The organism is Microbacterium dauci (genome assembly GCF_030065535.1).
In the GTDB taxonomy this organism is placed as follows: Bacteria; Actinomycetota; Actinomycetes; order Actinomycetales; family Microbacteriaceae; genus Microbacterium; species Microbacterium dauci.
This window is the reverse complement of the sequence record NZ_JASJND010000002.1, coordinates 1-24165: the sequence shown is the minus strand read 5'-3', so window position 1 is coordinate 24165 and position 24165 is coordinate 1. Positions and strand designations below refer to the sequence as shown.

At 70.4% G+C, this 24165-nt stretch carries 25 protein-coding genes and 1 tRNA gene; 14 read left to right on the top strand and 12 right to left on the bottom strand.

Annotation, left to right across the window (positions count from 1 at the left end; translation table 11 throughout):
• Window positions 1-60: 60 nt before the first annotated feature.
• The 3 genes from rdgB to murI are packed head-to-tail and all read right to left on the bottom strand — an operon-like array spanning window position 61 to window position 2227.
• The gene (gene rdgB / locus QNI14_RS03600; protein WP_283714925.1) at window positions 61-666 is read right to left on the bottom strand and encodes an RdgB/HAM1 family non-canonical purine NTP pyrophosphatase; all 606 of its coding nucleotides are present in this window, start codon (window positions 664-666) and stop codon (window positions 61-63) included.
• The gene (gene rph / locus QNI14_RS03595; protein ID WP_283714924.1) at window positions 666-1403 is read right to left on the bottom strand and encodes a ribonuclease PH; all 738 of its coding nucleotides are present in this window, start codon (window positions 1401-1403) and stop codon (window positions 666-668) included. Before rph ends, rdgB begins: the two co-directional genes overlap by 1 nt.
• The gene (murI, locus tag QNI14_RS03590; RefSeq protein ID WP_283714923.1) at window positions 1400-2227 is read right to left on the bottom strand and encodes a glutamate racemase; all 828 of its coding nucleotides are present in this window, start codon (window positions 2225-2227) and stop codon (window positions 1400-1402) included. Before murI ends, rph begins: the two co-directional genes overlap by 4 nt.
• 40 nt (window positions 2228-2267) lie before the next feature.
• Between murI and QNI14_RS03585 the strand changes: the two genes are divergently transcribed.
• A complete protein-coding gene (locus tag QNI14_RS03585; protein WP_283714921.1) occupies window positions 2268-3599 on the top strand; it encodes a nicotinate phosphoribosyltransferase in 1332 nt (443 codons plus the stop codon).
• Here QNI14_RS03585 and QNI14_RS03580 read toward each other — a convergent pair.
• Genes QNI14_RS03580 through QNI14_RS03570 form a run of 3 tightly spaced genes read right to left on the bottom strand, consistent with a single transcriptional unit; the run spans window position 3578 to window position 6837 of the window.
• On the bottom strand, window positions 3578-3844 hold the full coding sequence (locus tag QNI14_RS03580) for a DUF3039 domain-containing protein (protein ID WP_283714920.1): 267 nt from the start codon (window positions 3842-3844) through the stop codon (window positions 3578-3580). The two genes, QNI14_RS03585 and QNI14_RS03580, sit on opposite strands and share 22 nt — an antisense overlap.
• Window positions 3845-3883: 39 nt before the next feature.
• The gene (locus tag QNI14_RS03575) at window positions 3884-5437 is read right to left on the bottom strand and encodes a hypothetical protein (RefSeq protein WP_283714919.1); all 1554 of its coding nucleotides are present in this window, start codon (window positions 5435-5437) and stop codon (window positions 3884-3886) included.
• Window positions 5413-6837: an ABC transporter ATP-binding protein gene (locus QNI14_RS03570; protein WP_283714916.1), complete on the bottom strand. Its 1425-nt coding sequence runs from the start codon at window positions 6835-6837 to the stop codon at window positions 5413-5415. The genes QNI14_RS03575 and QNI14_RS03570 overlap by 25 nt, the downstream gene beginning before the upstream one ends.
• 186 nt (window positions 6838-7023) lie before the next feature.
• Between QNI14_RS03570 and QNI14_RS03565 the strand changes: the two genes are divergently transcribed.
• From QNI14_RS03565 to QNI14_RS03555, 3 genes are all read left to right on the top strand, one after another.
• On the top strand, window positions 7024-7716 hold the full coding sequence (locus QNI14_RS03565; RefSeq protein ID WP_283714914.1) for a phosphocholine cytidylyltransferase family protein: 693 nt from the start codon (window positions 7024-7026) through the stop codon (window positions 7714-7716).
• Between the two features lie 68 nt (window positions 7717-7784).
• Complete coding sequence (locus tag QNI14_RS03560) at window positions 7785-8633, top strand: hypothetical protein (protein WP_283714912.1); 849 nt, start codon at window positions 7785-7787, stop codon at window positions 8631-8633.
• Window positions 8630-8845 (top strand): SCO4848 family membrane protein, encoded by a 216-nt coding sequence (locus QNI14_RS03555; RefSeq protein ID WP_283714911.1) that lies wholly within the window; start codon window positions 8630-8632, stop codon window positions 8843-8845. Before QNI14_RS03560 ends, QNI14_RS03555 begins: the two co-directional genes overlap by 4 nt.
• Before the next feature lie 6 nt (window positions 8846-8851).
• On the opposite strand, the gene QNI14_RS03550 is transcribed toward QNI14_RS03555, so the two are convergent.
• On the bottom strand, window positions 8852-10123 hold the full coding sequence (locus QNI14_RS03550; protein ID WP_283714909.1) for a hypothetical protein: 1272 nt from the start codon (window positions 10121-10123) through the stop codon (window positions 8852-8854).
• Window positions 10124-10173: 50 nt separating this feature from the next.
• On the opposite strand from QNI14_RS03550, the gene QNI14_RS03545 reads away from it, so the two are divergent.
• The gene (locus QNI14_RS03545) at window positions 10174-11253 is read left to right on the top strand and encodes a glycosyltransferase (RefSeq protein WP_283714908.1); all 1080 of its coding nucleotides are present in this window, start codon (window positions 10174-10176) and stop codon (window positions 11251-11253) included.
• 74 nt (window positions 11254-11327) lie between these two features.
• Here QNI14_RS03545 and QNI14_RS03540 read toward each other — a convergent pair whose 3' ends face one another.
• The 3 genes from QNI14_RS03540 to QNI14_RS03530 are packed head-to-tail and all read right to left on the bottom strand — an operon-like array spanning window position 11328 to window position 15548.
• Window positions 11328-12773, bottom strand: coding sequence for a CDP-glycerol glycerophosphotransferase family protein (locus tag QNI14_RS03540; protein ID WP_283714906.1), 1446 nt, complete (start codon window positions 12771-12773; stop codon window positions 11328-11330).
• Complete coding sequence (locus tag QNI14_RS03535; protein WP_283714905.1) at window positions 12770-14008, bottom strand: CDP-glycerol glycerophosphotransferase family protein; 1239 nt, start codon at window positions 14006-14008, stop codon at window positions 12770-12772. Before QNI14_RS03535 ends, QNI14_RS03540 begins: the two co-directional genes overlap by 4 nt.
• 52 nt (window positions 14009-14060) lie before the next feature.
• Window positions 14061-15548, bottom strand: coding sequence for a S1C family serine protease (locus tag QNI14_RS03530; protein WP_283714903.1), 1488 nt, complete (start codon window positions 15546-15548; stop codon window positions 14061-14063).
• A 124-nt stretch (window positions 15549-15672) separates the two neighbouring features.
• On the opposite strand from QNI14_RS03530, the gene QNI14_RS03525 reads away from it, so the two are divergent.
• Entirely contained in the window at window positions 15673-16881 is a 1209-nt protein-coding gene (locus tag QNI14_RS03525; protein WP_283714901.1) for an aminotransferase class I/II-fold pyridoxal phosphate-dependent enzyme, read from the top strand.
• Window positions 16882-16900: 19 nt separating this feature from the next.
• On the opposite strand, the gene QNI14_RS03520 is transcribed toward QNI14_RS03525, so the two are convergent.
• Entirely contained in the window at window positions 16901-17710 is an 810-nt protein-coding gene (locus QNI14_RS03520) for a carbon-nitrogen hydrolase family protein (protein ID WP_283714898.1), read from the bottom strand.
• 165 nt (window positions 17711-17875) lie between these two features.
• Between QNI14_RS03520 and QNI14_RS03515 the strand changes: the two genes are divergently transcribed.
• Window positions 17876-17949: transfer RNA gene (locus QNI14_RS03515), tRNA-Met, on the top strand.
• A 92-nt stretch (window positions 17950-18041) separates the two neighbouring features.
• Here QNI14_RS03515 and QNI14_RS03510 read toward each other — a convergent pair.
• Complete coding sequence (locus tag QNI14_RS03510) at window positions 18042-18512, bottom strand: MarR family winged helix-turn-helix transcriptional regulator (RefSeq protein ID WP_430539238.1); 471 nt, start codon at window positions 18510-18512, stop codon at window positions 18042-18044.
• A gap of 73 nt (window positions 18513-18585) precedes the next feature.
• Between QNI14_RS03510 and idi the strand changes: the two genes are divergently transcribed.
• The 7 genes from idi to QNI14_RS03475 form a co-directional block, all read left to right on the top strand.
• A complete protein-coding gene (gene idi, locus QNI14_RS03505) occupies window positions 18586-19134 on the top strand; it encodes an isopentenyl-diphosphate Delta-isomerase (protein WP_283714896.1) in 549 nt (182 codons plus the stop codon).
• On the top strand, window positions 19131-20195 hold the full coding sequence (locus tag QNI14_RS03500) for a polyprenyl synthetase family protein (protein WP_283714895.1): 1065 nt from the start codon (window positions 19131-19133) through the stop codon (window positions 20193-20195). Before idi ends, QNI14_RS03500 begins: the two co-directional genes overlap by 4 nt.
• Window positions 20192-21046, top strand: coding sequence for a phytoene/squalene synthase family protein (locus QNI14_RS03495; protein WP_283714894.1), 855 nt, complete (start codon window positions 20192-20194; stop codon window positions 21044-21046). The genes QNI14_RS03500 and QNI14_RS03495 overlap by 4 nt, the downstream gene beginning before the upstream one ends.
• Window positions 21043-22599 carry a phytoene desaturase family protein gene (gene crtI, locus QNI14_RS03490; RefSeq protein ID WP_283714892.1) on the top strand — a complete coding sequence of 519 codons (1557 nt, stop codon included), beginning with the start codon at window positions 21043-21045 and terminating at the stop codon, window positions 22597-22599. Before QNI14_RS03495 ends, crtI begins: the two co-directional genes overlap by 4 nt.
• 1 nt (window position 22600) lies before the next feature.
• Entirely contained in the window at window positions 22601-22927 is a 327-nt protein-coding gene (locus QNI14_RS03485) for a lycopene cyclase domain-containing protein (RefSeq protein ID WP_283714891.1), read from the top strand.
• Complete coding sequence (locus QNI14_RS03480; protein ID WP_283714890.1) at window positions 22924-23232, top strand: lycopene cyclase domain-containing protein; 309 nt, start codon at window positions 22924-22926, stop codon at window positions 23230-23232. The genes QNI14_RS03485 and QNI14_RS03480 overlap by 4 nt, the downstream gene beginning before the upstream one ends.
• Window positions 23229-24165, top strand: a 937-nt coding sequence (locus QNI14_RS03475; RefSeq protein ID WP_283714888.1) for a prenyltransferase, incomplete at its 3' end; no start/stop codon positions are given. The genes QNI14_RS03480 and QNI14_RS03475, both read left to right, overlap by 4 nt.

Below are 24165 nucleotides of genomic sequence, written 5' to 3'. Positions count from 1 at the left end.
ACATCGAACTCGGGAATGAGTCCGATTCTCAGGCTCAGCGCCCCGAACACGCAGCGGGGTTCAGAGCGTTTCGAGGAGCGGTACCAAGGCTCGAAACGCACGCGCCCGGTGCGAGAGCGCGTTCTTCTCGGCGGGCGTGAGCTCCGCGGCGCTGCGCCCGTCGCCGTCGTCGGGCAGGAAGACCGGGTCGTAGCCGAAGCCGTTCACCCCGGCCGGCGCCGTGGCGAGCCGGCCGGGCCACACGCCCTCGACGACGTGCTCCGCACCGCCCGGCACGACGAGCGCGATCGTCGACACGAACTGCGCGGCGCGATGCGGGTCGGCGATGTCCGACAGCTGGTCGAGCAACAGCTCGTAGTTCGCGACGCCGTCCTTGCGGTGGCCGGCCCAGTACGCCGAGAACACGCCGGGCGAGCCGCCGAGCACGTCGACGCTGATCCCGGAATCGTCCGCCATCGCGGGGAGCCCCGTGTGCGCGGCGGCCGCGCGAGCCTTGATGAGCGCATTTGCGGCGAAGGTCACACCGTCCTCGACCGGCTCGGGACCGTCGTAGCCGATCACCTCGAGGTCAGGTCGGGTCGCTGCGACGATCGCGCCGAACTCCTCGACCTTGTGCGCGTTGTGCGTCGCGAGGACGACCTGCCGCCGAGGCGCTGCATCCGTCATCAGGATCCCGCCAGCGCAGCGGTCTGCTCGTCGCGGAGCGAACCACAGCCCGCGACGCCGAGCTCGAGCAGTGCGTCGAGCTCCCGCTTGTCGAAGGGTGCACCCTCGGCGGTCCCCTGCACCTCGACGAAGAGACCGCGGCCCGTGACGACGACGTTCATGTCGGTCTCGGCGCGGACGTCCTCGACGTATGCCAGATCGAGCATCGGCTCGCCGTCGATGATGCCGACCGACACGGCTGAAACGGAATCGATCAGCGCCTTCGCGTTCTTGCCGACGAAGCCCTTCGCGCGGCCCCACTCGATCGCGTCGGCCAGCGCGACGTACGCGCCCGTGATCGCCGCGGTGCGGGTGCCGCCGTCGGCCTGCAGCACGTCGCAGTCGATGACGATCGTGTTCTCACCGAGTGCCTTGGTGTCGACGACGGCGCGCAGCGCGCGGCCGATGAGGCGCGAGATCTCGTGGGTGCGTCCGCCGACCTTGCCCTTGATCGACTCACGGTCGTTGCGCGAGTTCGTCGCGCGCGGGAGCATCGCGTACTCGGCCGTCACCCAGCCCTTGCCCTTGCCGGTCAGCCAGCGGGGCACGCCGTTGGTGAACGACGCCGTGCACAGCACTTTGGTGCCGCCGAACGAGATCAGCGCCGAGCCTTCGGCGTGGGCGCTCCAGCCGCGCTCGATCGTGACGGGACGGAGCTGGTCGACGGTACGACCGTCGGCACGCGTGGTGTCGCTCATGAGATTCCTTTCGGGAGGTCGATGGCGCCGGTCTGCACGAGGCGCACGGCGCTGACGCCGCGGCCCATCAGCCGGTCCGCGAGGCGGAGGAAGTCGTCTGCCGACGCCCCCGTCGCCTCGTACACGTGGGTGGGTTCGGCGTCGGGGCCCGCGAGCAGGTCACGCGAAACGAGCTGGCGGTACACGTCCTTCGCGGTCTCGGTGTCGCTGGAGACGAGCGAGACGCCCTGGCCCATGACGTAGCTGATGGCCCCCTCGAGGAAGGGATAGTGCGTGCAGCCGAGGACGACGGTGTCGACGCCGGCATGGCGCAGCGGCGCGAGGTACTCCTCGGCGACCCGCAACACATCGGGCGTATCGGTGATGCCCGCCTCGACGAAATCGACGAACCGCGGGCATGCCTGCGCGAACACCTCGAGCCTGGGGTCGACGCCGAACATGTCCTGATAGACGCCGGAGCCGATCGTGCCTGCCGTGCCGATGACGCCGATCCGGCCGTTGCGGGTCGTCGCGACCGCCGTGCGGACGGCTGGGCCGATCACCTCGACGACGGGGACGTCGTACCGCTCGCGCGCGTCCCGAAGGAGGGCGGCGGATGCCGTGTTGCAGGCGATCACGAGCATCTTCACGCCCTGCTCGACAAGCGTGTCCAGGATCTCGAGGCCGTATCGGCGGACGTCCGCGATCGGCTTCGGGCCGTAGGGCGAGCGCGCGGTGTCACCGATGTAGAGCACCGACTCGCGCGGCAGGAGCTGCGAGACGGCCCGCGCCACGGTGAGTCCGCCGACGCCCGAGTCGAAGATCCCGATGGGTGCGGTCGTCACGATGGACCAGCCTACTCCGGACGCCGGATAGGGTGACCGCATGAGCACCTCGACGGCGCTGCTGACCGACCGCTACGAGCTGACGATGTTGGATGCCGCGCTCCGCGACGGCACCGCGCACCGTCGCTGCGTCTTCGAACTGTTCGGTCGCAGACTCCCCGGCGGCCGTCGGTTCGGCGTCGTCGCCGGCACGGGCCGCCTCCTGGGACTGCTGCGCGACTTCCGCTTCGACGAGGCCGAACTCGCCTTCCTTCGCGACCACGCGGTGGTCAGCCCCGAGACCGTGCGCTTCCTCGAGGGCTACCGCTTCAGCGGAACGATCACGGGCTACCGCGAAGGCGAGCTGTACTTCCCGGGCTCGCCGATCCTGACGGTGGAGGGATCGTTCGCCGAAGCCGTCATCCTCGAGACGCTCGCCCTCAGCGTGCTGAACCACGATTCCGCGATCGCGACAGCCGCAGCCCGCATGAGCATCGCCGCCGGCGACCGCCCGCTCGCCGAGATGGGCTCGCGTCGCGCTGCCGAGCGCTCCGCGGTCGCTGCGGCCCGCGCCGCGTACATCGCGGGCTTCTCTGCGACGAGCAACCTCGAAGCGGGACGCGAGTGGGGCGTCCCCACGATGGGCACCGCCGCCCACGCGTGGACGCTCCTCCACGACACCGAGGAGGATGCGTTCCGCAGCCAGATCGCGGCGCTCGGCACCGACACGACACTCCTGGTCGACACGTACGACATCCGCGAGGGCGTGGCCACCGCGATCCGGGTGGCGGGGACGGAGCTCGGCGGCGTCCGCCTCGACTCCGGCGACCTGCCCACCGTCGCGGCATCCGTTCGGGCACAGCTCGATGAGCTCGGGGCCACCGGCACCAAGATCACCGTAACGAGCGACCTCGACGAGTTCGCGATCGCGGCGCTCGCGGCCTCGCCGGTCGACGCCTACGGCGTGGGCACGTCCGTGGTCACCGGCTCCGGCTCCCCCACCGCAGGGATGGTCTACAAACTCGTCGCCCGGCAGGCGAGCGACGGTTCGTGGGTCCCCGTCGCGAAGGCATCGGCCTCCAAGGCGTCGATCGGTGGCCGCAAGACGGCCTTCCGCACCCGCTCGGCGAACGGCGTCGCCACGGCGGAGCACGTGGTGGTCGCCGACGGCTTCGAGCAGCCCACGGCCGCCGTCGATCGTCCCGATGCGCGGGCGCTGCAGGTCGTGCTGGTGCAGGACGGGCAGACGGATGCCGCGTACGAGGGCCCCGCCGGTGTGGCATCCGCTCGCGAACACCACCTCACGGTGCGCGAGGAATTGCCGATCGCCGCATTGGCCCTCAGCAAGGCCGACCCGGCGCTCCCGACGACCTACGAGGACATCGAGGCGTAGATCTCCTTGCAGGTCGGGCACACCGGGAACTTCTCGGGGTCGCGACCGGGGGTCCACTTCTTGCCGCAGAGCGCACGCACCGGCTTGCCGGTGATCGCCGACTCGAGGATCTTGTCCTTCTTCACGTAGTGCGAGAAGCGCTCGTGATCGCCGGGCTCGATGTTCTCCTCACGGATGAGCTCCTCGAGCTCGCGGTCGAGGAGGCTGAGGCCGCCCTGGTCGGGGCTGTCGATCGGCGTGCTCATGCCCCTGAGTGTAATCGGGCCCCGGCCACCGTGGCCCGATCACATCGTTTCGGCGAACTCCATGAGCCGGCTCGCCCGGCGGTCGTACACGGCGCCACCGACGACGACACCGGCGATGAGGATGCCGCCGCCGATGGCGACCCCGCCCCAGAGCGCCGTCCAGGCGTACTCCTGGTTCGTCGTGGCGGTGAGCCACCCCCACCAGAGTGCCGGCACCGCGGCGACAACGGCCCCGAGGAGCACGAGTCCCTGCGTCAGTGCTCCGCCGGTACGCTGCGGCTGCTCGAATGGCCCGTCGCCCGGTCGCGCGACCGGATACGGCGCCGCCGCGGAGGCGATCGAACCGAAACCGAGGCCTGCAGCGAAGAGCGCGGCACAGACACCGATCAGCGCCGGCAGCAGCGCCCACCGTCCGTTGATCCAGATGGCGGCGGTGATCGTCGCCGCGAGCACCGGGACCGCCAGGAGAACGACGGGCGCGAGGCGTCCGAGCCGATCGGTGACACCACGCACGCCAGCCGCGAAGTGCAGCCAGACCGCCGTCCCGTCGTACGCGAGGTCGTTGTGCGCGACCCAACCGAAGAAGAGGGCCATGAGCGGCGCCGGAACGAGCACGACGATCTCGAGCGGCACACCGACGATGAGGAGGGGCGCCATGACGAGGAGCGAGGCTATCGGGATGATGACGATGTTCGCGAGGTGGCGGGGGTCGGCGAACCAGTAGACGACGCTCCGCGCCGCGATGGCGCCGCCGGGCAGCCCGGGCATGACGGCGAACCACCCGAGGCCGCGACGCTCGCGGACCGGCACCGGGCGTTGGGTGGTCGTGAGCGCACGGCGCACGAGCCAGTGCCACAGCACCGCGAGCCCGCCGACGGTAACCACCGCGACGACGATCGAGCGCACCAGATCATCGTCGGCGCGCAGGGGCATCGCCCAGACGGCGCCGAGCGGGCTGATCGCGAGTGCCGACGCCGCCTCGACGAGCGAGGTCGGGACACCGTCGCCCCACTCCAACGAGAAGAGGAAGACGCACGCCGGGATCACGATGACGGATGCCGCGACGATGAGGACGCCGGTCAGCTGAGGCGTTCGGCGGTCGCGGAGCGCCAGCGCGCCGATCGCCATCGCGCAGCGTGCGGCGAGCAGGCAGGTGGCGACGCCGAGGGCCGCGCTGAGGACCACGAGCACAGCAGGTGCGCCGAGGCCCGACCATGCGAGCGCGAGCGCCACCACGAGGGCAATGAGCGCGAGGCCTGGCACACCGATCACCGACCCGGTGAGGACGATCCATGCGAGCGGACCGGGCTCGACACCCAGCGTCGCGAACCGCCGCGGGTCGAGTGGGTCGTCTGCTCCGGAGAAGAGCGGCACGAGCGCGAACCCGGCAACCAACAGCGATCCGAGCACCACGATCAGGGTCGATGCAGTCTCGTCGGTCGCCGCGCGCAGACGCGACACCGCCGCGAACACCGAGACGATGACGACCGAGAGGAGCACCAGACCGACGAGGCGTCGGACGAGTACCGCGGGGCGCGCGCGCAGCGCACCGATGAGGAGGTCGAACCTCAGTCGGAGTACGTGTGCAACCATTCGAGGCCCTCCACGTCGCTGCGGCTTCCGGCGAGCTGCACGAAGCGCTCCGCGAGCGTGTGGTCACCCCGCACCTGGTCGACCGTGCCGCGCGCCAGGACCTTGCCGGCGACGATCACCGCGACGCCGTCGCACACGCGCTCGACGAGATCCATGCCGTGGCTGGAGAGGATCACCGTGCCACCGGATGCCACGTACCGGCTGAGGACGTCCAGGATGGCGGCGCTCGAGACGGGGTCCACAGCTTCGAATGGTTCGTCGAGGACGAGCAGTCGCGGCGCGTGGATCATGGCCCCCGCGAGGAGGAGCTTCTTGGTCATTCCGGCCGAGTAGTCCGACACCGGGCGGCTCAGCGCAGAGGACAGATCGAATGCCTGCGCGAGATCGGCGGTGCGCTCGGCCGCGACGGCGGGCCGGAGCCCGCGGAGCACCCCGTAATAGTGCAGGAGCTGGCGACCGGAGAGTCGGTCGAAGGTGCGGAGCCGATCGGGCAAGACGCCCATCAGTGCTTTGGCCGCACGCGGGTCGCGCCCGAGGTCGACACCGACGATCTCGATCGTTCCGCCGTCCGGTCGGAGGAGCCCTGCGATCATCGAGAGCGTCGTCGTCTTTCCGGCGCCGTTCGGTCCGACGAGCCCGAAGAACGAACCGGTCGGGATCTCGAGGTCGATCGCGTCGACCGCTCGCGTCTGCCCGAACGACTTCGTCACCCCGCGCAGCCGGAGGCCCACGTCCGCATCGGTCTCCCCGATCGGTGCGAGGAACCCATCGAGGTCGGGGATCGGCTCCGGCCCCAGGTCCGAGACGACCATCGCCTCCTCGGTGAGCGCGTGCTCGTCGTCGGCCTCCGCCGCCACGACAGGGACGTCCACGTCGACGTCATCGGCAGCCGCCACCTCGATGGCAGGCTCGGCCGAGACCAGCTCCCCCGAGTCGGTCTCCTCGACGATCGGCTCCTCGACGACGGCGACCTCTTCGGCGTCGGCGGATCCGATGGCATCGAGCCACTGGTCGAAATCGGCGACTTCGACGACACCATCGTCCGTGTCCGCCGTGTCCTCGTCCACCGGCTCCGGTTCGGGCTCCTCGAGCGGATCTTCCTCGACAGGTGCGACCGCTTCGACGGGTGCCGCCGCTTCGACGGGCGTGGGCTCTTCGACAGGTGCGACCTCTTCGACAGGTGCGACCTCTTCGACAGGTGCGACCTCTTCGACGGGTGCAGGCTCCACCGGCTCGTCGTCCTCGATATGCCAACTCGACGCCGCGACATCTGCGGGCAGAGCGGGCTTCTCCGGGACGACCGGGACCGAGGGCAGGTCGGCGATCGCCAACTTCGCGCGCGCCTCCGCCGCTTCGGCTGCGGAGCCCAGGGGCGGGGGCGGCGGTGGCAGAGCTGTCACCCCACAAATCTAGCAAGGCATATGGGACACTCGTCTGGAGCGAGGACGGGTGCCGGAATGTCACGAAACGACAACGGCAGCGGGTGTGTTCGGCCGACGTTCAGGTGCCGTCGCTAGCATGTTGGGCGGCACGATGAGGTGTCCAGTACATGAACGGACAGTGACCAGATCGTCAGGAGTGAACCTGTGACCACGCAGATCGTCATCCTCGCCGCAGGCATGGGCTCGCGCCTCGGACGCAGCCTCCCCAAGCCGCTCACCGCACTCAGCGACGGCCGCACCATCATGGGCCAGCAGCACGACAACATCCGCGCCGCCTTCGGACCGGCCGCCAAGATCACCACCGTCGTCGGCTACCGCGCCGAGACCATCGTCGACGCGTTCCCCGACGCGCAGTACGTCTACAACGACCGTTACGACCAGACGAACACGTCCAAGAGCCTGCTGCGCGCCCTCAAGGCGACGGGCAAGGGCGGCGTGCTCTGGATGAACGGCGACGTCGTGTTCGACCCCCGCGTCCTGGGTCGCGCGCTCGCGCTCATCGAGGCAGACACCTCGTTCGTGACCGTCAACACGTCGAAGGTCAGTGACGAGGAAGTCAAGTACACCGTCGATGCCGACGGCAGCATCGCGGAGCTCTCGAAGACCGTCGTCGGTGGCCTCGGCGAAGCCGTGGGCATCAACTACATTTCGCGCGCCGACAAGCCCGCGCTCATCGCGCAGCTCGGACGCGTCGACGACCAGGACTACTTTGAGCGCGGCATCGAGCTCGCGATCGCCGAGAATGGCGTGCGCGTCCAGCCGCTCGACATCTCGGACCTGTACGCCGTCGAGGTCGACTTCGCCGAAGACCTCGAGCGCGCCAACCTGTACGTCTGACGCACGCACCTGATGGGCGTGGCGCCGCACAGCGCCCGCTCAGCGGTGCCCAATAGCATCGCCGTGTCATGACCGAGGTACCGCGCATCCACTCCCTCCCCGACGACGCACCGTGGAACGGTGGGCTGCCGCCGGTGGGTTCTCCGGAGCACCCCCGTGCAATCCGCGCGCTCGACCGCGTCCTCGCAGTCCAGCGTCCGCTGGTCGTCGCACACTTGCGCGGCATCCGACTCCGTCATCCCGACGCGAGCACAGCCGAGATCTCCCGCATCCTCGAACGCCGGTACTTGGCCGCAGTCACCACCGGCGGCGCGGCAGTCGGCGCGACCGCGGTGATCCCCGGCATCGGCACGGGCGTGACGCTCGCGCTCAGCGGGGTCGAGACCGTGGGTTTCCTCGAGGCAACGGCGATGTTCGCGCAGTCGCTCTCTGAACTCCACGGCATCCCGGTCGAGAACCCCGATCGGGCTCGCGCGCTCGTGCTCACCCTGATGGTCGGCAAGGAGGGCGTCGACCTCGTCTCGCAGTTCGCACGCCAGGCCGGCGGGTCCGGGCCGGCACGGTCTGCATACTGGGGTGACCTCGTCACGTCGTCGCTCCCCCGCGCGATGGTCGGACCGCTCGTCGACCGGCTGAAGAATGCGTTCATCCGCCGGTTCGCGGCGCAGGGCAGCGCCTCGATCATCGGCAAGGCGCTCCCGTTCGGCGTCGGCGCCGTGATCGGCGGCACCGGCAACCACATCCTCGGTCGTCGCGTCGTCGTCGGCGCGCGGCGCGCATTCGGGCAGCCGCCAGTGGACTTCCCCGCCGACCTCGAACCCGCACCTGGCGCGAACCCGATCGAACGGAGCGGGGCCCGAGCGCTCGGTCGGCTGCGCCGCCGCGCACCCGGCGAGGCGCCTAGGCTCGAGCAGTGACCACGCTCCTCATCGTGCTGCTCCTCGTGGGCGCTGCGTTCAACGTGCTCGTCTGGCCGAGCTTCTTCCGCCGCGTCTCGCGCGACCCGCGCGCCCGCACCGAGGACGGCCGCCCGACGCGCTTCCTGCTCGTCCACGCCGCGCTCGTCGGCATCGCGCTGCTGATCGCGGCGGCATCCGCCGTCGCCGCGTTCATCGCGATGGGGTCCTGACGAGGGTCAGTCCTCGTCGAGCTCGGCCTCTTCGGCCTCGTCGGCCGGCGCATCCGCGGTCGTCGCGTGCCAGCGGTCCCACTCGAGCATGAGCCGCGCGATCGCGTCGTGGAACCGAGCGGATGCCGCCCCCGGGGCCGTGTCACCGAAGTAGTGGCGCACCCAGTGTTCGAGCCGCGAGACGGCATCGGGGTCGGTGCGCACGCGTTCGACGGCGGCGAGCTGCTGCTCAGGCGTCCCCGCGTCGAGCCACTCGGCATCGCTCAGGTATCCCCCGGTGTCGACCGTCGCCTCGGGCGCGACCGGACGCGTGACCATGAGCGGCAGACCTGCCGCGAGACGGTCGTAGACCATTGCCGAGATGTCGACGACCGCCACGTCTGCCGCAGAGAGCTGCCAGCCGAGCTCTGGCCCGTTGTCGTAGACGTGCTGCGCCGAACGATCAGCTGCGTTGGCCGCCTCGATCGCTGCGACGATCCGGCGGTGGGCGGCCCCGTACTCGTCGTCGACGACGCCCGAGCGTGGATGCGGCCGGTAGACGAGCCGGTGCCGCGGCGAGGCGAGTACCGCTTCGGCGAGGGCCTCACCGTGAGAGCGGATCGAGCCGTAGAAGGCAGACGGGCGATCGCCCTCCCACGTGGGTGCGTAGAGCACCACGACGCGGTCGTCTGGCGTGTACGGCAGGTCACCCGAGAAGTGATCCGCCTGCGGTCGTCCGATCTGGATCGTGCGTGCGTCGAGGTCGTAGTTCCACAACACCCGTGACAGCCGCGACCGCGCGGCATCCCCTGCGATCAGTGCGTAGTCGTACGCCTTGAACTGGTTCGTGGTCATGTACATCTTGTCGGACTCGCCGTGGTTGATGAAGACGTGCCAGCGGTGCCCGTACCGGAACATCTGGAAGTTCTTCGTGTTCTGGTTCACGTAGAGCACGACGCGGATGTCCTGCGTGGCGATGTACGACTCGAGGTCGCGGACGGTGGGGACGAACGCGACGGGCAGTCCGGCGTCCTCGAGGAGCGCGAGGGCACCGGTCGGATTCCGACTGAGGACCACGACGGGCCACGATGCCGCGAGCTGCTGCAGCGGCTTGTACCACTGCCGTACTTGGTACATGTTCACGTCGCCGTCGGCGAAGTAGACCGCGACGCGGAAGTGATCGGCGCGGTGCGGCACGGTCCGCGCGAGGCGGTGACGGACATCCCTGACGGCCAGGCGGTTGGCGAGTGCCTTGGCGACGAGCGCGCGCACCTTTCGGAGGTCGGCGATCGCGATCATCCCTCCAGTTTACCGGCGGTTCACCTTCGTCCACGTGACATGATCGACGGATGCACGACGTTCGCCCGGCTCCGCGGGATGCCTCTGTCCCGGCGCCCGGGGTGACGTACGTGATGCCCGTCCTCAACGAGGTCGACTACCTCGCGCGCGCCGTCGAGAGCGTGCTCGAACAGGAGGTCGATGGTCCGACCGAGCTGCTGCTCGCACTCGCCCCCTCCACCGACGGGACCACCGAATTGGCCGAGCGGATCGCCGCCGCCGACCAACGTGTGCGGGTGATCCACAACCCGCGCGCCGATATCCCCGTCGGTCTCAACCTCGCGATCGCCGCCGCCGCGTACGGGACGATCGTGCGAGTCGACGCGCACTCCGAACTCGAGCCCGGCTACACCCGCCAGGCGCTCGCGACGCTCGATCGTGTGAAAGCTGCGAACGTGGGTGGCGTGATGCGCGCCGACGGCCGGACGCCCTTCCAGCGGGCCGTCGCGCGAGCGTACAACTCACGAATCGGCCTCGGCGGAGGTGCGTATCACGGCGGAGCCGTTGAGGGCCCGGCCGAGTCGGCGTACCTCGGGGTGATGCGCGCCGACGTGCTGCGCGAGGTCGGCATGTTCGACGAGACGATCCGTCGGGGCGAGGACTGGGAGCTCAACCTCCGGATCAGGGCCGCGGGCTATCGCGTCTGGTTCGACCCGCGGCTCGCGGTCACCTACTGGCCGCGTGAGCGCTGGGGTCGTCTGGTCCGTCAATTCATGGCCACCGGTACGTGGCGGGGGGAACTCGTCCGCCGCTTCGGGCGTCGAAACTCGCTTCGGTTCTTCGCTCCCCCGGGCCTCGTCGTGAACACGGGTCTCGCGGCCATCGTCGGCGTGTTGCAGGCGCTCGGCGTCCTGACGGGGGTCGCTGCCGTCATCGCCTCGGTCGTCTACGCCCCGCTCGCCGTCTACACCGCGACGGTCATCGTCATCTCCGCCGCAGTCAAGGCGCCGCTCGCCGAGCGCGCGTGGTTCGCGGTCGTGCTGCCGTCGATGCACCTCGCGTGGGGGCTCGGCTTCCTCGGCGGCATCCTCCGCGGTGCGCGCGGCACCGTGGACACCTCACGGCTCGTGCGCAACACGCCGCTGCCCTGACATCTTCCTCAATTCAGGCATCGCCTCAATTCAGGCATCTCCTCAGGACGAGCGTTTCGTCTCGCTTCGCTCGCTCAACGACCGCTACGGATCATCCCCTGGTCGAGCAGACGTGCGACGACGCGCTCCGCGGCTCGACCGTCGTCCCGGGCGTTGAATCGCGCCCGCCACGCGGCGGCCCGCTCGGCGAACCGGGTCGGCACCGCGGCATCCGTCAACGCAGCCGTGAGTTCGTCATGCGTCGCCGTCATCGGGCCTGGAACGCGCTCGGCGAGGTCGAAGTAGAACCCGCGCAGTTCGCCGCGGTAGTGCTCGAGGTCGGGGGCGAACACGTAGATCGGTTTGCCGGTGGCGCTGTAGTCGAACATGACCGAGGAGTAGTCGGTGATGAGCCCGTCCGCGACGAGCAGGAGTTCGGCGATGTCGGGGTACCCCGTCACGTCGATCACCCGGGCGCCGCGCGCGTCGGTGCCGGGGATCAGCGTCCGAGAGTGGCCGCGCACGAGGACGACCGCGTCAACATCGCGTGCCAACCGCTCCACGTCGAGAAAGTCGACCATCTGCTCGCGGTCGTCGCGCCACGTCGGAGCGTAGAGGAGGACGCGCTGCTCGTGATCGATACCGAGGGCGTCGCGGACTGCCCGACCGTCCCCGTCGATGAGCACATCGTTGCGCGGGTACCCCTCGACCCACACCGGGCGACCGACGAACGCGTAGGCACGCGCGAGGATGCCGGCCGCGAACGGGTTCTGCGCGAGCAGCACGCTCCACCGCAGGCTCTCGCGGACGATCGCGACCGATCGACGCGGATCGAAGCCCGCCCGGTGCAGCGCGAGACGCTTCAGCGGTGTGCCGTGCCAGGTCTGCAACACCCGCTGCCCGCGGCGACGCACGAACCCGTGCCGGAGCCAGTCGTTCACGACCAGCAACCGCGATGTGGATCGCGCCCGATGCCAGGCCGCACTCCCCTCGATGACCGGGACGGCGCCGTCGGGCACCGCGACCGAGTGATCGACGACGCTCCAATACCGGGTCACGTCCGGCGCCAGCCGCGCGAGCTCGGCATCGATCGCCCGCGGATTGCAGCTCGCGTTGCGACCGTAGAAGCTCTCGAAGAACACCGTGTCGCGGAGCGGACCGAATCCACGCGGCCCAAGGACGCGGTCGAGGATGCCGCGTGGCGGCAGTGGCGCGTCGTCCGCGGGCGCCGACACGCTGACGCGCCCGTCGACGACCTCGGCATCCATCTCCCCGAGCGCGACCCGCGGGTGCGACGTCGCGATCTCGGTGGGCGCGCCGTCGAGCATGAGCTCGTAGCGTCCGCTCGGCAGTGGCAACACCGGACCGCCCCAGCGCGACACGTGCAGCGGAACCTTGGCACGCCATGTGTCACCGGTCGCGGACACCGAGCCGACAGCGATCGCACGCCGCCCCTGCAACGCGACGGAGGTCGGCCGAAAGCCGTCAGCGGTGACCACGAGCATCGGCACGGCACCCGCCGTGAACTCGAGTTGCATCATCGTCGTCCTCCTCGAGACGCCTGCAGGATCGCGGCGGTCACGCGCGCCGCGCTGCGCCCGTCGCGGAACGCATGCACCCTCTCGCTCACCCCGCGGGCGAGGGCGCGGCGCCGCGCCGCCTCGCTCGGGTCGGTCAGCACCGCGGCGATCTGCGACGCCGCGGCGGTCCAGTCGGTGGCGACGCCGTCACCGGCGACATCGCGGTAGCGCCCGTAGAAGCCCCGTTCGCGCGCGTACGCGGCCACGTCGGGCGCGAGGTACACGACCGGCATCTCGAGCAGCGCGGTGTCGAAGGCGAGCGACGAGTAGTCGGTGACGAGTACGTCGATCGCGGGCAGCACCGGCGTCACGTCCGCGAGCAGCGACGCAGGCAACGCGCGCACGAGGTCCGTCGACGCCGGGGGTGCGTAGTCGCCCGCGCCGAGGGGGTGCGACCGGACGAGCAGCGTGGCATCCGCTGCGCGGAGCACGTCGAGGATCGCCGACCACTCCGCGGCCGAGGGCACCGCAGGGTCGGGCGCACCATCGCGCCACGTGGGCGCGTAGAGCACGACCGGTCGCTCGCCCAGGTCACCGACCAGCCGATGCAGCTGCTCGCGAGCGGCGGCGCGGCGCTCGTCGGGCGACCCCGCGAGCAGGACATCCGTCCGCGGTTCGCCGGTCACCGGAACGCGCGCGTCGTCCAAGCCGAAGGCCGACTCGAGGCGACCTCGCACGAGGTGCGACGCTGCCGGCAGCAGCCGGATCCGCCGCTGCGTTCGCCGGTACGCGGCGCGGAGCAGACGCGCGAGTCCGGGGATCGGGAGCGGGCTGCGGGCGGTCGCCGGCGAGTCCAGTCCCAGGCGCTTCAGCGGGATCCCGTGCCACAGCTGCACCAGGAACGACCCACGCGTCGCATATCGGTTCACGTCGCCGGCGCCGTGGGTCACGACGACGACCTGGGCCCGGGCAGTCAGCCAGAAGCCGCGCAGCCCTCGCTTCGATGCCGAGCGGATGCCACGCCGCGCGGCATCCGCTGCTTCGTCGGCCGACGCCACGAGCCAGACGGACTGCACGCCGGCGGCATCCGCTTCGTGCCACACCGCGAGCGCACCCTCGCCGACGCCGGTGGCGCAACCGAAGACCCACGTGCCGGGGACCCGAGGGATGACCGTCGTCACTGCAGCACCGAGGAGGTGCAACGGAATGCGGAGCAGCTGGGCGGCATTGCCCGACCGGAACGAGAACGACCCCACCCCGCGAGCCTATCGCGGGGTGGGGTCGGAACCCTGGGTCTCCTCCGCCGACTCAGTCGGTCAGTTCACCGAGCGTCACATCGGCCGAGAGCGTCTCGCCGTCTCGGACGTAGACGAGCGACGCGTCGGCGCCGGCAGCGAGTGCGCGGACCTGCGCGGTGAGGTCGGTCGCATCTGCGATCGGCACACCGTTGAACTCGGTCACCACGTCATCGGCTCGCAGGCCGGCCGCGGCCGCTGCGCCTCCGTCGGTGACTTCGCTGATCAGCGCACCCGTCGTGGAGCTGCCCTCGGCGTCCGCGGCGTTGCCGACCATCGCGCCGAGGAGGCCGTGGGTGGCCTCGCCGGAGTCAATGAGCTCGTTCGCGATCCGCTCAACGACGTTCGACGGGATCGAGAACCCGACACCGATGGAGCCGGCCGCCTCGCTCGACGACGTGCCCCCGGCCGTCGCGATGGCGACGTTGACGCCGATCAGCTTGCCCTCGTCATCGACGAGTGCACCGCCCGAGTTGCCCGGGTTGATGGCCGCATCGGTCTGGATGACCGCGATCGAGATCGTGCCGGTCGAACCGCTCTGGCCCTGTCCCTGGCCGAAGTCGAACTCGAACGGGGACTGCCCGCCCTGCTGGTCGTCTTCCTGCTCACCGCTGTCGGGGACAGCCGAGGAGGCGATCTGGATCGACCGGTTCAGCGCACTGACGATCCCGGTCGTGACCGTGTTGGAGAGCCCGAGCGGCGCACCGACGGCGACTGTCGTGTCGCCCACGTTCAACGAGGACGAGTCCGCGAACTCGATCGGCTGCAGACCCGACGCGTCCTCGAGCTTGATCACCGCGAGGTCGTACATCGGGTCGGTGCCCACGATCTCTGCGTCGTACACCTTGCCGTCGGACGTGGTGACCCGCAGCGTCGGCGCACTGGTCGCGCCGTCCAGGGTGACGACGTGGGTGTTGGTGACAACGTAGCCGTCCTCCGACAAGACCACACCGGACCCGGTGCCCCCGCCGTCCGAAGAGGATGCCGAGATCGTGACGACGCTCGGCAGCGTCTTCGCGGCGATGCCGGTCGTCTGATTCACCGAGTCGGTGTCATTGACCGTCACGTTCTGCGGCGTCGACTGGACGACGGTGCCGCTCGAGCTCTCGAACATCGACGAGCCGATGAAGGCACCGCCGAGTCCCGACACCGAACCGACGATCGCTGCCGCGACGAGGACCGCGACGATCTTTCCGGCACCGACCTTCGCGTCGGTGGACGGCTCAGCCGCCTCGGGCTCGGGCTGCTCGTGCAACGGCTGACCGGGGGCCTGTCCTGCCCACCCGTATCCGTGCGGCTGGGTCGGAGCGGCAGCGAAGCTGGACGTCTGCGGCAGCGGAGGGCGCGGCGGCACCGCGGCGTGTTCAGCGCCGGGCACCGGGGTGGTTTGGGCGTTCGGGGCGGCGCTGTTCGCGGCCGTGTCATTCGCGGTCGAGTCGGTGGGGCCGGTGTGGCCGGCGGCGCCGGACTCGTTCGCACCGGGGGTGTGCGGTTCGCTCATGGGATGCTCCTTCTTCGAGGCGTTTCCAGCGTGCAGCGCCACTCTGTGGATCAGCTATGTCGGCCCTCCGATCAGCCTATGCGTCCGTGCGGAGCCGCCCCAGACCCGCCTGTAATCTGGGGCGGTGCTGCACATCCCCGGTGCCTGGCAACGCGCGGCGCGCGGTGCCGGCCTCCTCGAACCCGACGGGACGGCTTCGCCGACGATCTTCGCGGAGATCACCGCGCTGGCCGTCGCGCACGACGCCATCAATCTCGGGCAGGGCTTCCCCGACGAGGACGGGCCGCAGGAGGTGCTGGATGCCGCCACAGCGGCCATCCGCGCCGGCGTGAACCAGTACTCCCCCGGTCGCGGCCACGCCGAATTGCTCGCCGCCGTCGCCGAGCACCAGCAGCGCTGGTACGGCCTCGAGATCGACCCTGCGCGGCAGGTGCTCGTGACTGCGGGGGCGACCGAAGCGCTCGCGGCGACGTTGCTCGCCCTCATCGACGGCCCCGACGACGAGGTCGTGGTGTTCGAGCCCTACTACGACTCGTACGCCGCGTGCGTGGCGCTCGCCGGCGCGACGCTCGTGCCGGTACCGCTGCGTTGGCCGAATCTGGAACCCGATCTCGACGATCTGCGGGCAGCCGTCTCGGACAGGACCCGGCTGATCGTCGTGAACGACCCGCACAACCCGACCGGCACCGTCTTCTCCGACGATGTGCGCCGGGAGATCGTCCGACTTTCGCACCACCATGACGCCCTCATCGTGACCGACGAGGTCTACGAGCACCTCGTGCTCGACGGGCCGCACGTCCCGATCGCGACCCTCCCAGATGCCGCCGAGCGGACGCTCTCGATCTCCTCCGGCGGCAAGACCTTCCGCACCACCGGCTGGAAGGTGGGTTGGATCACCGGACCCGCCGCGCTCATCGATGCGGTGCTGGCTGTGAAGCAGTTCTTGACCTATGTGAACGGGGCGCCGTTCCAGCCGGCCATCGCGGCCGGACTCCGCCTTCCCGACGAGTACTTCCAAGACCTCGCCGCCACCCAACGCCTGCGCGCCGACCTGCTCGGTGCCGGACTGACTGCCGCGGGATTCACGGTCTCCAATCCGGCAGGGTCGTACTTCACGGTCGCCGATGCGTCGGCGTTGCTCGCGGACGGTGAGGATGCCTCCGACTTCTGCCGCACGCTCCCGGCGCGGATCGGCGTCGCAGCCATTCCGCTCACCGCGTTCGTGTCGCGGCAGCATCGCCGTGACTACGCCACCCTCGTCCGCTTCGCCGCGTGCAAGCGCACGGAGGTCATCGAAGCCGCATCGGCTCGGTTGGCGGCATCCGCTCGCTGACCGATGTTCAGCGGAGGCGTCAGTCGCGCGGAACGACGCCGAAGCGACGCAGCTCGAGTGCGGGGTTCACGCGGCGAACCCGCTCGACCGCCGCGGGGTCGACATGGGCGACTGCGACATCGGTGCCCGTCCCGACGGCTGCGATCTGCACACCCTGCGGATCGATGACGAGGGAGTGCCCGACGCCGAGCGGCGGCGGGTGATCGGCGCCGGCCACGTACAGCGTGTTCTCGATCGCACGCGCATGCAGGAGCGTCCGCCAGTGGTGCTCCTTAAGCGGCCCGCGAACCCACTCCGCCGCCACCAGGACGGCGTGGGCGCCCGTGTCGGCGAGCAGCCGAGCCACCTCGGGGAACCGGAGGTCGTAACAGGTCATGAGGGCGAACCGGACTCCGCTCACGTCGAAGGTCTCGGGCGCGGCGATGACACCCGGCTCGACCCAGTCGGACTCGCGCTGCCCGAACGCGTCGTACAGGTGAAGCTTCCGATACGTCGCCACGACCCCGCCGGGGCCGACGGCGATCACGGTGTTCCGCACCCGGTCGCCGTCACTCGCGCGTTCCAGGAGACCCGCGACGACATGGATGTCCAGCCGGGACGCCAGTGCCGCCAGTGCCGCTGCGAATGGGCCGTCCACCCCCTGCGCGCGCTCGCGGAGCGACGCGTCGAAGGGATCGACGAAGTAGCTGGAGTACTCGGGGAACACCACGACCTTGGCACCCCGCGACGCCGCGCGCTCGGCGAGCTCGGCGATCGCGTCGAGGTTCGCGGCTTCGTCGGCGCTCGGCGCGAACTGCGCGACGGCGACGCCGATCGACGTGTCGGTCATGGTGCTCCTCGGGACGTTCGGCGTTGTGCTGCGCGGGCGGTGGTTCCAGGATGCCGCACCCGCGCCGCGGGCGTCGACCCACCCGGTCACACGCGCTGGGACACTCCCGGCGGACGACCTCGGTTCGACCACGCCCGAACCACGTGCTAGAGTTTTCTCTTGTGCCGCGGGGTGGAGCAGCTCGGTAGCTCGCTGGGCTCATAACCCAGAGGTCGCAGGTTCAAATCCTGTCCCCGCAACAAACGGAAGGCCCCGGATCGCGAGATCCGGGGCCTTCTGCATGTCCGATTGACGCCGTCGCCGCCCTCGTGGTGCGCGTCGACTGCCGGCATCAGGGCTCGAGCATCGCGACTTCCATGTCCGCGAGGAACCGCACGACCGTCCGCAGTTCCGCGTCGTCGAAGGCGGTCATCACCTCGCGCATCGCGCCGAGACGTGCGCCGAAGTGGCGGAAGAACTCGGCGCGGGCGGCATCCGTCAACACCACGATCCGCGACCTGCGGTCGTCGGGGTGTGCTTCCCGCCGAAGATATCCCCCGGCAGAGAGCCGATCGAGGAGCTTGGTCGTCGATGCGGTGGAGATCGCAAGGTGTCGCGCGATGTCATGGGGCTTCACCACCTCGCCGTGACGCTCCCGGATGACGAGCATGCGAATCGCGGCGAGGTCGGTCGTATTCATGTCCATGTCGCCGCGCATCCCGGCGTACATGCGATCCATCGCATCCGAGAACGTCTGCACGGATTCGAGCGCTCTGAGCACGAGCGCGAGTCGCTCCGAGTCCTGCGCCGTGTCGTCGTGCACTGTTGGACACCCTTCGTTTCCGTGAGTACGATGACGAATGTCGCTAGATAATCTAGCAATAAACGAGGTGAGAATGTCATCAGTCGAACAGGTCGTCCTGGTGGATGAGGACGGGCGCGAAATCGGCACGGCCCCGAAGGCAAGTGTGCATGGCGCCGCGACAGCGCTCCACCTCGCATTCTCCTGCCACGTCTTCAACGAAGCCGGCGATGTGCTCGTCACGCGCCGCGCGCTCGGGAAGTCGACATGGCCCGGCGTCTGGACGAATTCCTTCTGCGGCCACCCCGCACCCGCGGAATCGGTGCCCGACGCCGTGCATCGTCGTGCCGAGCACGAGCTCGGGATGACGATCGATCGGCTCGAGCTCGTCCTGCCGCTGTTCCGATATCGCGCGGTCGACGCATCGGGCATCGTCGAGCACGAGATCTGCCCGGTGTACACCGCACGTGCGGTGAGCGAACCGACCCCGAACCCCGACGAGGCGATCGAGTACCGCTGGGTCGACCCCGGCGAGCTCGGCGCCTCGCTCCGTGCGACGCCGTGGGCGTTCAGCCCATGGCTCGTCCTCCAAGCCGACCAGCTCCCGGTGTTCGGCGGCGCCCCCCAGCGGGTCGCGTCATGATCCCGCTCCCGCCGGTGGCCCACCGCGAGATCGACGACGCCCTCGAACTGGCGCTCGGGCGCCTTCGCGCCCGCTCGGCGGCGCTCGGCGAGTCCGCCGGAGCCCTGGGCGTCGCGACCGCTGCGGCCGCCACCGGGGGCAAGCGCGTACGGCCGGCGCTCGTCGCCGCGGCGTTCAGCGCTTTCGGCGGTGACCTCACCCGTGCTCCCGGGCTCTGGCGCGTGGCCGCGGCTTTCGAACTCCTCCACGCCGCATTCGTCGTCCACGACGACCTCATCGACGGTGACGTCGAACGACGTGGCGTCCCGAACGTCATGGGTGCCTTTCGCGACCGAGCGCGAGCACGCGGCGGTGACGACGACGCGGCGGGCATGCTCGGTGCCGCCGCAGCCGTGCTCGCGGGCGACCTGCTCCTGTTCGAGGCGACGCGGCTGATCGCGACGGCACCGGTCGCCGCGCCGCAGCGCGCCGCACTGTTCGTGTTGCTCGACGACGCACTGCTCGTCTCGGCGGCAGGCGAACTCGCAGATGTCGAGCAGACGATCGGCGACGCCCTCCCGGCGACCGAGTCGCTCCTGCGCACGGCCCGCGACAAGACCGCCTTTTACTCGTTCCAGGCGCCCCTCGCCGCCGGGGCGCTGCTCGCCGGTGCGACCGATGACGAACGCGCCGCGCTCGAAGCCGCCGGCGCCGACATCGGCATCGCGTTCCAGCTTGCCGACGATCTCATCGGCACGTTCGGCAGCCGCGACGAGGCCGGGCGTGAACCCGGCGCGGACCTCCGCGCTTCCAAGCGCACGCCGGTGATCGCACTGGCCGCCGAGAGCGAGGCGTGGCCGCAAGTGGCATCCGCCCTCGCGCTCGCACCCACGGGCCCCATCGCGATCCGGCGCGCCCAGCACGAGCTCACCGCGAGCGGCGCACGGGAACGCACCGTCGAGCTCATCCGGACGACCCTCGATCGGGCGCGCACCCGCGCGGATGCCGCGGCACTGCCCGCCGCCGCGCACCAACTGCTCGAGACCCTCGCCGACGCCGTCGACCGGCGGATCCCCCGATGACCGCGTCGCTCTACGACGACACGGCCCGGGCGGCGGCGGCATCCGTCATCCGCGCCTACTCGACCTCGTTCGGGCTCGCGACCCGCCTGCTCGGCCCGCGGGTGCGCGGTGACGTCCGCACCGTGTACGCGCTCGTCCGGGTCGCCGACGAGATCGTCGACGGCGCCGCCGAAGAAGCCGGCCTCGCGGCGCCTGCGCAGCGCACGGCGCTCGACGCCCTCGAGATCGAGACGCTCGACGCCATGGCGAGCGGGTTCAGCGCCAACCTCGTCGTGCACGCCTTCGCCCTCGTGGCACGCGCATGCGGCATCGGGCCCGACCTCGTGACACCGTTCTTCGCGTCGATGCGCACCGACCTCGAGCGCACCGACCACGACGACGCATCGCACGACACGTACGTCTACGGTTCAGCCGAGGTCGTCGGGCTCATGTGTCTGCAGGTCTTCGTGAACGCGGGCAGGCCGGACGCGCCGATCGCCGCGCCCGCCGAGCTCGTCGGCGGTGCGCGTCGCCTCGGCGCGGCGTTCCAGGACGTCAACTTCCTGCGCGATGTCGCCGACGACGCCGGGAGGCTCGGTCGCGACTATCTCGGCGTCGACGGGGCAGCCGACCGCGTCGCCGTCCTCGATCGGATCGACGCCGATCTCGCCGCAGCCGCGATGACGATCCCCCGACTCCCAGCGGACTGCCGAGCTGCGGTCTGGGCGGCGCATGACCTGTTCGCGTCGCTCGCGATGCGCCTGCGAGCTTGCGACGAGCCCAACGGGCGAGTGCGGGTGCCGGATGCCGCGAAGGCGGCGATCGCGCTCCGGGCGGCCGTCCGCGTGGCTGTGGAACGGCGCGCACGATGAGCCGCGTCGCCGTCATCGGCGCGGGGATCACCGGACTGGCTGTCGCGGCGCTCCGCGCGGATCGTGGTGACGAGGTCGTCGTCCTCGAAGCGCTTCCGGCGATCGGGGGTCGCGCCGGCTCGTGGGAGCGAGACGGGTTCCGGTTCGACACCGGACCGAGCTGGTATCTCATGCCCGAGGTGTTCGACCACTTCTTCGAGCTGCTCGGCACCACCACCGACGCGGAACTCGATCTCGTCGATCTCCAGCCCGCCTACCGGGTCTACGGCGAAGGCGAGCCGGAGCCCATCGACATCGTCTCCGGCCGCGCATCGGCGGTCGCGACGTTCGAGGCGCGCGAGCCCGGCGCCGGCGCGCGACTCGAGGCCTATCTCGACTCGGCCGCCGAGGTGTACGACCTCGCCGTGTCGCGGTTCCTGTACGACCCCTACACGTCGCTCGCCGGGCTCGCACACCGCGACGTGCTGCGGCGGCTCCCGACGCTCGCGCCGCTGCTCGCCCGCTCGCTCGCCCGCCACGTGGAGCAGCGATTCGACGATCCGCTCCTCCGGCAGATCCTCGAGTACCCGGCGGTGTTCCTCGGCACGTCGCCATACGAGGCGCCGAGCCTCTACCACCTCATGAGTCATCTCGACCTCGACGACGGTGTCCGGTACCCGCGCGGAGGCTTCACCGAGGTCATCGCAGCCGTCGCTCGTCTTGCGACCGCACGCGGTGTGCACATCCGCACCGACGCGCGGGTGACCCGCATCCTCACCGACGGCGATCGAACCTTGGGCGTCCAGTTGGCGGACGGCGAGATCATCGAAGCCGACCACGTCGTCTCCACAGCGGACATGCACCACACCGAGCAGCTGCTCCTCCCGTCCGAATCGCGCACGCGCTCCGACCGGTGGTGGGACACGCGGGTCTCCTCACCCGGTGCGCTCCTCCTGCTCCTCGGCGTCGAGGGCGAACTCCCCCAGCTCGCACACCACACGCTGCTCTTCACCGCCGATTGGGCGACCGGCTTCGACGCCATCTTCGGCGCCGAAGCCCGCAGCAACCCGGTCATCCCCGACCCGGCATCCCTCTACATCTGCCGGCCGAGCGCGACGGATGCCACGGTGGCGCCCGCCGGACACGAGAACCTCTTCGTGCTCGTCCCCATGCCCGCAGCCCCCGAGCTCGGACACGGCGGCGAGGACGGCGCAGGTGACCCGCTCATCGAGGCGGCCGCGGATGCCGTCATCGCGCAGATCGCCTCCTGGACCGGCATCCCGGACCTCGCGGAGCGGATCCGGGTGCGTCGCACCATCTCCCCCGCGGACTTCGCCGCCGACTTCGGCGCCTTCCGAGGCGGTGCCCTGGGACTTGCGCACACGCTGCGGCAGTCGGCGATGTTCCGCCCTGGCAACCGCTCCGCCCTCGAGAACCTCCACTACGCCGGGCACTCGGTTCTCCCCGGCGTCGGGCTGCCGATGTGCCTCATCTCGGCGGAGCTCGTCGTGAAGCTGATGGACGGCGACACCGGCACCGGCAGGCTTTCCGTGCCCGAGCGCGCGGAGGGCTGAAATGCCGGGGCTGTATCTGCTCTTCCTGGCGATCTCGGCAGCGGGCATCGCCGCGCTCGACGTACGCCACCGCCTCGCGATGCCGGTGGCGCCGATCCGGTCGACCGTCGCCGTCGTCGCCGGCACCGTCTTCTTCCTGGCGTGGGACGCCGTCGGCATCGCCACCGGCGTCTTCGTCCGCGGCGACAGTCCGCTGCTCCTCGGCATCGATCTCGCCCCGCACCTGCCGATCGAGGAACCGGTCTTCCTCGCGTTCCTGAGCTATCTCGCGCTCGTCGTGTGGTCGGCGGCCGTACGGGGTCGGCTGCGGAAGGCGGACGCGCCGTGACCTACCCCCTCATCGTCATCCCGTTCGCGCTCCTCACCGCAGCGTTGACGCTCGCGACGATCAGGCGCCCGCGATTCGGGTCGCGCATGCGCGCCTCCGCGATCGCCGCCGGCGTGCTCGTCATCCTCACCGCGGTGTTCGACAACCTCATGATCGCCGCCGACCTCTTCACGTACCCGGAGCACCTGATCAGCGGCATCCGCATCGGCCTGGCCCCCATCGAGGACTTCGCGTATCCGATCTGCGCCGCCTTCGCCGTGCCCGCGCTCTTCACGCTGCTCACGCCGCGGGAGCCGGCACGATGAACGGCATCACGTTCGCGCGACGCCTGCTCCTGTCATCGCGGCCGGTCAGCTGGATCAACACCGCGTACCCGTTCGCCGCCGCCTATCTGGTGACGACGCGCGAGATCGATCTCATCCTCGTCATCGGGACCCTCTTCTTCCTCATCCCCTACAACGTCGCGATGTACGGGATCAACGACGTGTTCGACTACGAGTCCGATCTCCGGAACCCCCGCAAGGGCGGCGCGCACGGCGCGATCCTCGATCCGGCGCTCCACCGACCGACGCTGTGGGCGTCGGCACTCCTGTGCACGCCGTTCCTGGTGTTCCTCGTCGCCGCCGGCTCGCCGCAGTCCTGGCTCGTGTTGGGTCTCAGCATGCTCGCGGTGGTCGCCTACAGCGCGCCGCCACTGCGGACGAAGGAACGCCCATTCGCCGACTCGGTGACCAGCAGCATCCACTTCTTCTCCCCCGCCGTCTACGGCCTGGTGCTCGCGGATGCCGCGTGGTCGTGGCCCCTCGTCGCGGTGATCGCCGCGTTCGCCCTGTGGGGCGTCGCCTCGCATGCGTTCGGCGCCGTCCAGGATGTGGTCGCCGACCGCGAGGCGGGGATCGCGTCGATCGCGACGGTCCGCGGCGGCGCCTGGACCGTGCGCTTCGCGCTCACCTGCTACGCACTGTCGGGGGTCGTCGTCCTCGGCGCCGCGTGGCCGGGACCGCTCGCCGCGGTGGTGATCCTGCCGTACCTCTGGACCCTCTGGCCCTACCGGTCGGTCGCCGATGCGGATGCCGCGTCAGTGACGCGCGGCTGGGACCGCTTTCTCTGGCTCAACCAGTTCGCCGGCTTCGTCGTGACCCTGCTGCTGATCTGGTGGTGGGGGGGGGCCCCCGGGCGGGCCCCCCCCCCCCCCCCGCCGCGGGGGGGGGGGCGCCCCCCCCCCCCCCGCGGGGCCC

What these genes read in the sequence shown, in the direction of transcription:
- rdgB (WP_283714925.1), bottom strand. Translation starts at nt 666, where the DNA reads ATGACGGATGCAGCGCCTCGGCGGCAGGTCGTCCTCGCGACGCACAAC.
- crtI (WP_283714892.1), top strand. Translation starts at nt 21,043, where the DNA reads ATGAGCCGCGTCGCCGTCATCGGCGCGGGGATCACCGGACTGGCTGTC.
- QNI14_RS03585 (WP_283714921.1), top strand. Translation starts at nt 2,268, where the DNA reads ATGAGCACCTCGACGGCGCTGCTGACCGACCGCTACGAGCTGACGATG.
- QNI14_RS03575 (WP_283714919.1), bottom strand. Translation starts at nt 5,437, where the DNA reads ATGGTTGCACACGTACTCCGACTGAGGTTCGACCTCCTCATCGGTGCG.
- QNI14_RS03560 (WP_283714912.1), top strand. Translation starts at nt 7,785, where the DNA reads ATGACCGAGGTACCGCGCATCCACTCCCTCCCCGACGACGCACCGTGG.
- QNI14_RS03520 (WP_283714898.1), bottom strand. Translation starts at nt 17,710, where the DNA reads ATGACCGACACGTCGATCGGCGTCGCCGTCGCGCAGTTCGCGCCGAGC.
- QNI14_RS03540 (WP_283714906.1), bottom strand. Translation starts at nt 12,773, where the DNA reads ATGATGCAACTCGAGTTCACGGCGGGTGCCGTGCCGATGCTCGTGGTC.
- idi (WP_283714896.1), top strand. Translation starts at nt 18,586, where the DNA reads ATGTCATCAGTCGAACAGGTCGTCCTGGTGGATGAGGACGGGCGCGAA.
- QNI14_RS03580 (WP_283714920.1), bottom strand. Translation starts at nt 3,844, where the DNA reads ATGAGCACGCCGATCGACAGCCCCGACCAGGGCGGCCTCAGCCTCCTC.
- QNI14_RS03500 (WP_283714895.1), top strand. Translation starts at nt 19,131, where the DNA reads ATGATCCCGCTCCCGCCGGTGGCCCACCGCGAGATCGACGACGCCCTC.
- QNI14_RS03545 (WP_283714908.1), top strand. Translation starts at nt 10,174, where the DNA reads ATGCACGACGTTCGCCCGGCTCCGCGGGATGCCTCTGTCCCGGCGCCC.
- QNI14_RS03485 (WP_283714891.1), top strand. Translation starts at nt 22,601, where the DNA reads ATGCCGGGGCTGTATCTGCTCTTCCTGGCGATCTCGGCAGCGGGCATC.
- QNI14_RS03495 (WP_283714894.1), top strand. Translation starts at nt 20,192, where the DNA reads ATGACCGCGTCGCTCTACGACGACACGGCCCGGGCGGCGGCGGCATCC.
- QNI14_RS03550 (WP_283714909.1), bottom strand. Translation starts at nt 10,123, where the DNA reads ATGATCGCGATCGCCGACCTCCGAAAGGTGCGCGCGCTCGTCGCCAAG.
- QNI14_RS03530 (WP_283714903.1), bottom strand. Translation starts at nt 15,548, where the DNA reads ATGAGCGAACCGCACACCCCCGGTGCGAACGAGTCCGGCGCCGCCGGC.
- rph (WP_283714924.1), bottom strand. Translation starts at nt 1,403, where the DNA reads ATGAGCGACACCACGCGTGCCGACGGTCGTACCGTCGACCAGCTCCGT.